This window comes from Paraburkholderia sp. (genome assembly GCF_035501035.1).
Lineage (GTDB): Bacteria > Pseudomonadota > Gammaproteobacteria > Burkholderiales > Burkholderiaceae > Paraburkholderia.
This window is the reverse complement of sequence record NZ_DATJWR010000443.1, coordinates 1-9,667: the sequence shown is the minus strand read 5'-3', so window position 1 is coordinate 9,667 and position 9,667 is coordinate 1. Positions and strand designations below refer to the sequence as shown.

The window sequence follows — 9,667 nt, the reverse complement described above, 5'->3', positions numbered from 1 at the left end:
CAGGCCGACGGTCATACGCAGCGCGCCGTACACCACCAGGCCGCCGATGAAGGCGATCACGATGCCGGCAAGCGTACCGACGATCTGCGCGCCGAGCGACACGCCGCCGATCCCGCCCAGCCAGCGCACGCCGAAGATCCCCGCGGCGATGCCGCCCCAGGCGCCGCACAGGCCGTGCAGCGGCCACACGCCGAGCACGTCGTCGATGCGCCAGCGGTTTTGCACGCAGGTGAACATATAGACGAACAGCACGCCCGCCACCACGCCCGTCACGAGCGCGCCGAGCGGATGCATCACGTCCGAGCCCGCACACACGGCCACGAGCCCCGCGAGCGGCCCGTTATAGGTGAAGCCCGGATCGTTGCGGCCCGCGAGCCAGGCGGCGAGCGTGCCGCCAACCATCGCCATCAGCGAGTTCACGGCGACGAGGCCGCTGATCTTGTCGATGGTCTGCGCGCTCATCACGTTGAAGCCGAACCAGCCCACCGCGAGCACCCAGGCGCCGAGCGCGAGAAACGGAATGTTCGAGGGTGGGTGTGCGGCGACGCGTCCGTCGCGCGTATAGCGGCCGTGGCGCGGCCCGAGCAGCAGCACGGCGGGCAGCGCGACCCAGCCGCCGAACGCGTGCACGACGACCGAGCCCGCGAAGTCATGGAACGGCACGCCGAACACGTGCGTGATCGCATCTTCGAAGCCGAGGCGGTTGTTCCAGGCCATGCCCTCGAAGAACGGGTAGATGAACCCGACGATCACGAAGGTCGCGAACAACTGCGGGTTGAACTTCGAACGCTCCGCAATGCCCCCCGACACGATGGCCGGAATTGCCGCCGCGAAGGTGAGCAGGAAGAAGAAGCGCACGAGCGCGTAGCCATTGTGCTCGGCGAGCACGTCGGCGTGCGAGAAGAACTGCACGCCGTAGGCGAGCGTGTAGCCGATGAAGAAGTACGCGATCGTCGAGACGGAAAAATCGACGAGGATCTTCACGAGCGCGTTGACCTGATTCTTCTTGCGCACGGTGCCGAGTTCGAGAAACGCGAACCCCGCGTGCATGGCGAGCACCATCGCTGCGCCCAGCAGCAGAAACAGCGTGTCGGTGCCGGTCTTGAGATTGTCCATCTGGCTTCCTGCGTTTGCCCAAAATGGGCGCATAGTCAGCAAGATGCGGGCCAGCTTCGGCGCCAAACTGGTGAATGACTCGTGGGAGAGCGCGTTATGCCGGTGCGCGCGTGCACCGAAGCGGGAAGAGACAAAAATCGGCTCTGCGAACATGGTGCGGATGGGCGCTTCGCATGCACCACATCCCGGCACGATTTCGGGGCTTGCGCGCGAAGATGGGGAAGCGACGCGCCGGAATAGGGCGATTTATTCGATTTTCCTTTCCATATCAATGCGTTGTCGGCTATTCGAAAATCTCGGCGGGCCAGGCGAGGGCCGCGCGGGGATTCGCGTTCAGCCGCTTTCTCATCCGCGTACGTGGTGCGGATTCCACGCTCGGGCCCTCGCATTGGCAGCCGGGGCGCACATGGGTCGCAAACGTCGACATAATGGCCGGATCGCCACCTCACGCGCGTCCGGCCGCCCCGTACCCGCCACGCAATGCGCCTCACGACCAAAGGGCTTCTGCTGATCGCGATCCCCGCCGTATTCGAACTGAGCTTGCTGTCGGCCATCGTGAAGGCCGAGGCCGACGCTGAAGCCGCCGAGCGCTGGGGCCAGCACAGCCAGTCCGTGCTCGCGCAGACCGCGCGCGTGCTCGATCCGGTGCTGGTCGAGTCGGTACGGTTGCGCGGCGCGGTGGCCGCCAACGATACCGGCTTCTCGACGCCCGTTTCGATGTGGATGGACGTCGATAGCCGCATCGACCGCCTCGCCGATCTGGTTTCCGACAACCCGGCGCAGGTCGAGCGTGCCGTGCAGATCCGGCAGGCCGTGCAGACCTATCGCCAGTGGTCCGACCGCATCCAGGATTTGCTGCACTCGGGGCGCCGCGAAGAGCTCGCCGAGCGCTTTCGCGCGCTGACCGAAGCCGACGTGCTCGACCGCGTGCGCGCGCAGATCGTCTCGTTCCAGACCGAGGAGCGTCGCCTCGACGTGCTGCGCATGAGTGCCGCCGAAACCGCGCGCGCCCAGCAGCAGACGCTCGTGATGGCGGCCGTGATCGGCTCGATCGTGCTGGTCGCGCTCGCGGTATGGCTGTTCACGCGCGGCGTGCGCGGGCGGCTCGATGCGCTCTCCGACAATGCGAACCGCCTCGCGGCCAACGAGCCGCTCGCGCCGCTCACGGCGGGCAACGACGAGATCGCCGAGCTCGACCTCACGCTGCACGAGATCAGCCAGCGGCTCATCGAGGCCGAACGGCTGCGTCTTGGCTTTCAGGCGGACCTCGCGCGGCGCGCCGACCAGCTCGCGCGCATCAACGAAAATCTGCGCCAGCAGACCCAGGAAAACGAGATGTTCATTCACGGCGTGTCGCACGATCTGCGCGCGCCGCTCGTGAACCTGCAGGGCTTTTCGCGCGAGCTCAATCACGCGTGTCACGACCTGCGCGAGCGCGTGGCGCGGTCTTCCCTCACGCCCGAGGTGCGCGAACGCATCGAGAGGGTCATCGACGAGGACATCGGCGAGGCGCTGCGTTATTTGCAGACCGCCGTGCTGCGCGCTTCGCACATCATCGACGCGCTGCTGCGCCTCGCGCGCGTGGGGCGCGTGGAGTACCGGCGCCAGCGCGTGGGCGTGCAGGACATCGTGCAGCGCGTGGTCGACGCGATGCATGCCTCGATCCGCGCGCGCGGGGCGCAGGTGAGCGTGCGTCTGCTGCCTGACGTGTGGGGCGACCCGACCGCGCTCGAACAGGTGTTTGCGAACCTGATCGGCAACGCGCTCAACTATCTCGATCCGGCGCGCGAAGGGCGGATCGAGATCGGCACGGCTAGCGCGCCGCCGGGCGTCGAGTCGCTGCAGATTTTCTACGTGCGCGACAACGGACTCGGCATTCCCGAAGTGGGCCTGCCGCGGCTTTTTCAGGCGTTTGCCCGCATGCACGGCAACGTCGCGCCGGGCGAGGGTATCGGGCTTGCGCTAGTGCGCCGCGTGGTGGAGCGGCACGGCGGGCGCGTCTGGGTGGAATCGACGGAGGGCGAGGGCACGACGTTCTATCTGTCGTTGCCGGATGCGCTTGCGGTCGCGCCGCCCGCGCCCGGCGACGCGGACCAGATCATCAGCGCGCTCGAACGCGCGGAGCGCACGGAAGGCGCATCGGGCAGCGTTGCGGGCAATGACGCAAACGATGGCGCGAGTGGCGCCAACTTGAAAGGCCGCGAACGAGGCGATACGCGGGCGACACCTGCAACGGCCGTGAGACCGCCCGCCGGCGCTTAAGACGGCCTTCAACGATAGGCGGCCTTCAACGATAGGCGGCCTTCAACGATAGACGGCCTTCAACGATAGGCGGTCTTCAACGATAGGCGGCCTTCAACCGATGCCGATGCGGCTCTCGGCCACAGCGGCAAATGCCGTGAATAAGTTCAGAACGCGCTGAAGATGCGGCGCGGCTTGAGCAGCCGGCTCGCGCGAAACAACCAGATGCCGCCCACGGCAACGAGCGCGAATGCCACGGCGAGCACAATGCGAGGATTCAGGGCGAGGCCGAACGTCGCGCCCCGCGGCACGACGAAGCTGCGCACGAGCATGAGCAGCGCCAACCACAACGCGAGCGCCGCCTGCACCAGCAGACGCGTGCCATGCGCGTGGCGCGCGCGGTCGACCAAGCTGCCTTTGCGTCCGCCGCGCGAACAAAAAAAGGCGATCGCCGTCAAGGCGATCGCGAGTATGACAATCCAGTCCATCAGATCCATCGACACGCACTCCGTATAACTGCCGGCTATTCTGGCCAGCGGCGGTGTGCGGCGATATCAGACCAATCCGAATCAGCGCTCGGGGCGCGCCTTGCCGCATGGGCAAGGCAGGCGCTTACGGCTCGATGCGCGTGCCAAGCAGGGCGAGGAACTGGCGCAGCCATTCGGGGTGGGCGGGCCACGCGGGCGCGGTCACGAACGGCGCGTCGGTGACGGCGCTGTCGATCGCGATGTCGGCATATTCGCCGCCCGCGAGCCGCACCTCGGGGGCGCAGGCCGGGTAGGCCGAAATGCGCTTGCCGCGGATCACTTCGGCTGCAGCGAGCAACTGCGCCGCATGGCAGATTGCCGCAATGGGCTTGTTCGCGTGCGCAAAGTGGCGCACCAGCTCGATGACCTTCGGGTTCAGGCGCAGGTATTCGGGCGCGCGGCCACCCGCGATGGCGAGGGCGTCGTAGCTGGCGGCATCGATTTCGTCGAAGCTCGCATTGAGCGCGAACTGGTGGCCCGGCTTCTCGGTATAGGTCTGGTCGCCTTCGAAGTCGTGGATGGCGGTCTTCACGCGTTCGCCGGCCTTCTTGCCGGGGCAGACGGCGTCGACGCGATGGCCGACGGCCTGCAGCGCCTGGAACGGCACCATGGTTTCATAGTCTTCGGCGAAGTCGCCGGTGAGGAACAGGATCTTCTTGACTGCCATCGTGTGTCTCCGGGAGTGGACGGTGGAACAGATCGTGTGCCCCCGGAGTCTACCTGAACATGTTTGACGATTTCGCAAAGCTTTCCCGCGCGGGCGCAGAGGCGGCTTCCATCGGCTGGCGGCCCTATGTGCCGGGCCGCGACGCGGCAGCGCTCGCCGCACTGTTTCGCGCGTCCGTCGCCACGCTCGCCGCTTCGCACTACGATGCGGCGCAGTGCGCCGCGTGGACCGCTGGCGCCGACGATCTGGCGGATTTCGATGCGCGGCTTGCGCGCGGCGTGACGCTAGTCGCGCAATGCGGCGAGGCAGTCGCCGCGTTCGGGCAGCTTTTTCCGCTCGATCACGTGGAGATGCTCTACGTGGCGCCCGCGTGGTCGCGCAGGGGCTTGGCGAGCGCGTTGATCGCACGCCTAGAAGCGCTCGCGCGCGAGGCGCATTCGAGCGTGTTGACCGTCGACGCGAGCGCGTTGGCACGGCCGGTTTTCGAACGCGCGGGCTTTGCGCTTATTTCGGCCGAAACGGTTTTGCGCGACGGCGTATCATTGCCGCGTTTTCATCTATGCAAGCCGCTTCACGCGGCGAATCTCTCAGGATGACCATGTTCTCGAAGGTTTTGACGAAAGGGCTCGGCCTCGCGCCGCTGTTCGTATGCGTGGCGCTCGTGGCCGGGTGCAACAAGCAGGACGCTTCCGCGCCCGACCTCAGCAAGCAGTCCGCTGACGCCATGAAGCAGGCCACGCAGGACGCCGCGAACCAGGCCGCCCAACAGGCGGCGAAAACGCTCGACAAGGCGGCGAGCTACGTGAACCAGCAGCTCGGTGCGGCGCAGCAGAAGCTCGACTCGTCCGCTTCGCAGGGCCAGGCGGCGAGTGCGTCCACGGCCGAGCTGGCTTCGTCGGCGCAGGGGCAATTGCGCGACGCCGCAAGCGCGGCGCAAGCCCTGGTCGGGCATGCCGCCGCGGCCACCGGCACGGGCCTGACGAGCGCGGGGCATTCGCTGCAGCGCTGGGCGAGCAGCGCGGCAAGCGCATCGACGCCGGGGCAGGCATCGGATGCGTCGCAGTGAGGGCGTGCCAGTGCACGCCGGCTTCAGGTGTTGACGCTACGGATTAATGTAACTATCATGATTACACATTTTGGCGCGCGGGCGCGCCGCCCGCACATGGCAGGTTCGTTGTGAATACGAGTAGCCGTTTTGCATTCGCCGTACACGTGCTCGCGTTGCTGGCGCAGCAGGAGGGCGTGCCGCTTTCTTCGGAGATCATCGCGGGCAGCGTGAACACGAATCCCGCGCTGATCCGTCGCCTGTTGTCGATGCTCGCCAATGCGGGCCTCACGGCGTCGCAACTGGGCGCGGGCGGCGGCGCGCTGCTGGCTCGCGAGCCGCATGCGATCACGCTGCTCGACGTCTACCGCGCGGTCGACGACGCGCAGTTGTTCGCGATGCATCGCGAGGAGCCGAATCCCGCCTGCATGGTCGGGCGGCATATCCAGCAGACGCTGCGTGGCGTAATAGACGATGCGCAGCGCGCGATGGAGGCGTCGCTCGCCACGCGCACGCTCGCGGACGTCGTCGACGACATGGCGCGCAGCGAGCGCAAGCTCGAACGTTCGCGCACGCGGCGCGCGTGAGTGAGCGAGGCCTCGAGCCACACGCCGGCGCAAGACGTGCGATCTAACGCATCACCGGGGCAGTGCCCCGTTTTTTCATCCCTTAAATGTAACTTTAATAGTTACATAAATACCGAGGACAGGAGTCAGTTCATGAGCAAGACGCTGAAAATCGCCCTTTTTGGTGCAACGGGTATGGTCGGTTCGCGCATTGTCGCCGAAGCGGCGCGCCGCGGCCACAAGGTGAGCGCGCTGGTGCGCCAGCCCGAGCGGGTTGCGGCAGCGCCTGAGCTGGCTGGGCCGAACATCGAGGCGGCGAAGGCCGACCTGCTCGACGCCGCGAGCGTCGGCGCCGCGGTGCGCGGCCACGACGTGGTCGCGAGCGCCTACGCGCCGCCGAAGGACCGGCTCGGCGACCTGCTGATCGCGAGCCGCGCACTGGTGGAAGGCGTACGCGCGGCGGGGCTGCGGCGTCTCGTGGTGGTGGGCGGCGCGGGCTCGCTCGAGGTGGCGCCGGGCAAGCAGCTCGTCGATACCGACGGTTTTCCCGACGCCTACAAGGCGATCGCACTCGCGCATCGCGAGGCCTTCGACTACTACCGCACGGTCACCGACATCGACTGGACCTTCTTTGCGCCGGCCGCGATCATCGCCCCGGGCGAGCGCACCGGCACGTTGCGCACCGGCGCGCAAACGCTGATCGCCGACGCCAACGGCGAGAGCCGCATTTCGGCCGAGGACTACGCGATCGCCTTTGTCGACGAACTCGAGCAGGGCCGCTTCATTCGTCAGATCGCCACGGGCGCGTACTGAAGCTGACGCTCGCGCGGAGCGCTGACTAAGTCGCTGACAAACTGTTACGCAAGCGCGAGGCGCGAGCATGCGGAGTGCGGCTAAACTGGGACGTCCTGATTTTGCCCCTCCGCCATGAATCCCCGCATCGGAAGCGATGGCGCGGGCGCCGGGCCGTCGCGCATGCAAAACGGCCCGGCGGATCGTGCACTTCTTTCGGGCGCCGCGCCGGCACGCTACCTGTCGCGCGCGCTCATGCTCCTGGTATGGCTCGCCGCGTGTCTGGCCATGCCGCTGCCAGCCGCCGCACAGGGCGCGGCGGCCCCCGTGCTTCCCGCGCTCAAGAGCCTCATTACCGGGGCGCCGCCTGCTGCTTCGGGGGCGTCGGCGGCTGAGGCCGCCTCGGCGCCTTCACCCGCGAGCCAGGCCGAGTTCACGCGCTCGCTCGACAGCGTGATTGCCACGCTCGAGAACGAGCGCCAGCGCACCGCGCTCGTCAACCAGCTCAAGAAGCTGCGCAGCGCGTCGGAGAACGTGGCGCCCGCGGCCGCCTCGGGCGCGGCGGCGACTTCGGGCCTGCTCGGCGCGATCGCATCGGGCCTCGCCTCGGTCGAGGCGGACGCGCGCCGCGGCAGCAGTCCGGTTCACTACTGGGCCGGGCGTTTCAGTGCTGCCGGCAACGAGTTCTATGGCATTGCAGCGGGCTCGGAAGGGGAAAGCGCCGGCCACATCGTGTTCGACCTGTTCGCGATGCTGCTCGGCTGGGGCGTGTGCGCGGCGGTGCTGCGCTGGATCGAGCGTCGCCTGTTGCGGCGTTTCGATGTCGCGACGGGCCTGCAGCCCAATCCGCGCACCGTCGAGCTCCTGATCTTCGTCGTGCATCGCGCGGCGCCATGGATCGTGGCGTTCGTCGGCGCGCTCGCGGTCGAGCGCGCGTTGCCGCAGGCGCTCGGGCGCACGCTCGGCCTCGTGATTGCCTACGCAATCGTCGCGGGCGCGGTGTTCTCATCGATCTGCCTCATCATGTTTTCGCTGTTCGGCTCCGGGCACCGGCGCGCGGCCGTGCGCGTGCTGATCGCGCGCTCGCGCCGGCTCCTCTTTGCGATCGGCGTGCTCGCCGCACTCGGCGACGCCGCGACCAATTTCGACGTCGCGCATCAGCTGGGCGTGAACCTGGCCGCGCTGGTGAGCACGGCGGCGAACATGGCGGTCGCCGTGCTCACGGCGACATTCGCCATCTGCTTCCGGCGCCCGGTCGCGCATCTGATCCGCAATCGCAGCTATACGCTGCGCCACGGCCACAAGGCGCTCACCGAAGTGCTCGACGTGCTCGCCTCGCTCTGGCAACTGCCGATGCTGCTGCTCGCCGCCGCCTCGATCGTCGCCACGTTCGGCGGGATCGCCAGTCGCGACGACGTGCTGCAGATTTCGGTGGTCACGGCGCTCTTGCTCGTGCTTGCGTTCTTCCTCTCGGCGGTCGTGCTGCGCATCACGCGCCCGGACCCCACGCGCGTGCGCCGGCGCTCGCCGTATCTGCGGCGGCTTCTGCGCTTCGCGGGCACGCTGCTCGTGGTGTTCATCTGGCTCGCGTATTTCGAGTCCTGCGCGCGCCTCTGGGACATTTCGCTTGCGGCCATCATCGAGGCGAACGTGGCGGCGCGCGGCATCGCCCATGCCTTGTTTGCGATCGTCGCGACGGTGTTTCTCGCGTGGCTCGTCTGGATCGTGCTCGACACCGCGATTCTCGAAGCGCTCAATCCGAGCGGGCCGCGCACCAAGGGGCGCGCGCCCAGTACCCGCGCGCGCACCATGCTGCCGCTCGTACGCAATGCCGTGCTCGTGACGATTCTCACCATCACCGGCATTGCCACGGCCGCCAATCTCGGCATCAACGTCACGCCGCTGCTTGCGGGCGCGGGCGTGATCGGCCTTGCGATCGGCTTCGGGGCGCAGTCGCTCGTGGCCGACCTCATCACGGGCCTGTTCATCATCATCGAGGAGACCATCTCGGTGGGCGACTGGATCGACGTTGACAATGGCCATGCGGGCACCGTCGAGCATCTGTCGATCCGCACCGTGCGGCTGCGCGACGGCCAGGGCGCGATCCACTCGATTCCTTTCTCGCAGATCAAGATCGTGAAGAACCTCTCGCGCGATTTCGCGTTCGCGGTATTCGAGGTGCGCGTCCCGTTTGCGGTCGATCTGGATACGGTGACGCGGATGATCCGCGAAACGGGCGCGGAGCTGATCGCCGATTTTCGCTACCGGCGCGAGATCCTCGGGCCCGTGGAAGTGTGGGGGCTCGACCGCTTCGATCCGAACTGGATGGTCGTGAAAGGGCAGATCAAGACGCGCCCGTTGCAGCAGTGGAGCGTCGCGCGCGCCTTCAATGCGCGGCTGAAGCGTCACATGGACGAGGCGGGCATCGACATGCCGGTGCCGCAGATGCAGGTGCATATGTCGTCGCGCAGCGGCGATGAGGCGCAGCGCGAAACGCCTGGCGAGCCCGGTGAACAGCAACACGGGACGACGCAGCCAGACGAGCCGGACGTGCCAGACGATCAGGAGCCCGTGTCGACACGCGGCGTGACGCGCGATGCCTCGCACGAGCCGCGTCCGGCGCCGCCGCCGACCGGGCAGACCGCGCCGATTCCACCGCAGATTCCTACGGCGGGGGAAGCGGGCGGGAAGAGCTGATTACGTAGCGGCCGAT

General features: G+C 67.6%; 9 protein-coding genes. 6 read left to right on the top strand and 3 right to left on the bottom strand.

The features are described from left to right. A partial coding sequence (locus VMJ11_RS31200) for an ammonium transporter (RefSeq protein WP_325624785.1) occupies positions 1 to 1,116 on the bottom strand: 1,116 nt, incomplete at its 3' end. A 480-nt stretch (positions 1,117 to 1,596) separates the two neighbouring features. Between VMJ11_RS31200 and VMJ11_RS31195 the strand changes: the two genes are divergently transcribed. Beyond that, positions 1,597 to 3,378: a sensor histidine kinase gene (locus VMJ11_RS31195; protein WP_325624783.1), complete on the top strand. Its 1,782-nt coding sequence runs from the start codon at positions 1,597 to 1,599 to the stop codon at positions 3,376 to 3,378. Positions 3,379 to 3,524: 146 nt separating this feature from the next. Here the strand turns inward: VMJ11_RS31195 and VMJ11_RS31190 are convergent, their stop codons facing one another. Both VMJ11_RS31190 and VMJ11_RS31185 read right to left on the bottom strand, forming a co-directional pair. After that, a complete protein-coding gene (locus VMJ11_RS31190; RefSeq protein WP_325624781.1) occupies positions 3,525 to 3,854 on the bottom strand; it encodes a hypothetical protein in 330 nt (109 codons plus the stop codon). Between the two features lie 115 nt (positions 3,855 to 3,969). Beyond that, positions 3,970 to 4,551 carry a DJ-1/PfpI family protein gene (locus VMJ11_RS31185; RefSeq protein ID WP_325624779.1) on the bottom strand — a complete coding sequence of 194 codons (582 nt, stop codon included), beginning with the start codon at positions 4,549 to 4,551 and terminating at the stop codon, positions 3,970 to 3,972. Positions 4,552 to 4,610: 59 nt separating this feature from the next. Between VMJ11_RS31185 and VMJ11_RS31180 the strand changes: the two genes are divergently transcribed. From VMJ11_RS31180 to VMJ11_RS31160, 5 genes are all read left to right on the top strand, one after another. Next, positions 4,611 to 5,147: a GNAT family N-acetyltransferase gene (locus tag VMJ11_RS31180; protein ID WP_325624778.1), complete on the top strand. Its 537-nt coding sequence runs from the start codon at positions 4,611 to 4,613 to the stop codon at positions 5,145 to 5,147. Positions 5,148 to 5,149: 2 nt separating this feature from the next. Further along, on the top strand, positions 5,150 to 5,617 hold the full coding sequence (locus VMJ11_RS31175; RefSeq protein ID WP_325624776.1) for a hypothetical protein: 468 nt from the start codon (positions 5,150 to 5,152) through the stop codon (positions 5,615 to 5,617). A 110-nt stretch (positions 5,618 to 5,727) separates the two neighbouring features. Next, the gene (locus VMJ11_RS31170) at positions 5,728 to 6,183 is read left to right on the top strand and encodes an Rrf2 family transcriptional regulator (protein ID WP_325624775.1); all 456 of its coding nucleotides are present in this window, start codon (positions 5,728 to 5,730) and stop codon (positions 6,181 to 6,183) included. A gap of 132 nt (positions 6,184 to 6,315) precedes the next feature. After that, a complete protein-coding gene (locus VMJ11_RS31165) occupies positions 6,316 to 6,975 on the top strand; it encodes an NAD(P)-dependent oxidoreductase (RefSeq protein WP_325624773.1) in 660 nt (219 codons plus the stop codon). 162 nt (positions 6,976 to 7,137) lie between these two features. Continuing rightward, positions 7,138 to 9,651, top strand: a complete 2,514-nt coding sequence (locus tag VMJ11_RS31160) for a mechanosensitive ion channel family protein (protein ID WP_414694531.1) — start codon at positions 7,138 to 7,140, stop codon at positions 9,649 to 9,651. Positions 9,652 to 9,667 lie beyond the last annotated feature (16 nt).

Excerpts from the sequence above, each read along its gene's own strand:
- VMJ11_RS31195 (WP_325624783.1), top strand. The coding sequence starts at position 1,597 with ATGCGCCTCACGACCAAAGGGCTTCTGCTGATCGCGATCCCCGCCGTA.
- VMJ11_RS31180 (WP_325624778.1), top strand. The coding sequence starts at position 4,611 with ATGTTTGACGATTTCGCAAAGCTTTCCCGCGCGGGCGCAGAGGCGGCT.
- VMJ11_RS31160 (WP_414694531.1), top strand. The coding sequence starts at position 7,138 with ATGCAAAACGGCCCGGCGGATCGTGCACTTCTTTCGGGCGCCGCGCCG.
- VMJ11_RS31185 (WP_325624779.1), bottom strand. The coding sequence starts at position 4,551 with ATGGCAGTCAAGAAGATCCTGTTCCTCACCGGCGACTTCGCCGAAGAC.
- VMJ11_RS31190 (WP_325624781.1), bottom strand. The coding sequence starts at position 3,854 with ATGGATCTGATGGACTGGATTGTCATACTCGCGATCGCCTTGACGGCG.
- VMJ11_RS31175 (WP_325624776.1), top strand. The coding sequence starts at position 5,150 with ATGTTCTCGAAGGTTTTGACGAAAGGGCTCGGCCTCGCGCCGCTGTTC.
- VMJ11_RS31165 (WP_325624773.1), top strand. The coding sequence starts at position 6,316 with ATGAGCAAGACGCTGAAAATCGCCCTTTTTGGTGCAACGGGTATGGTC.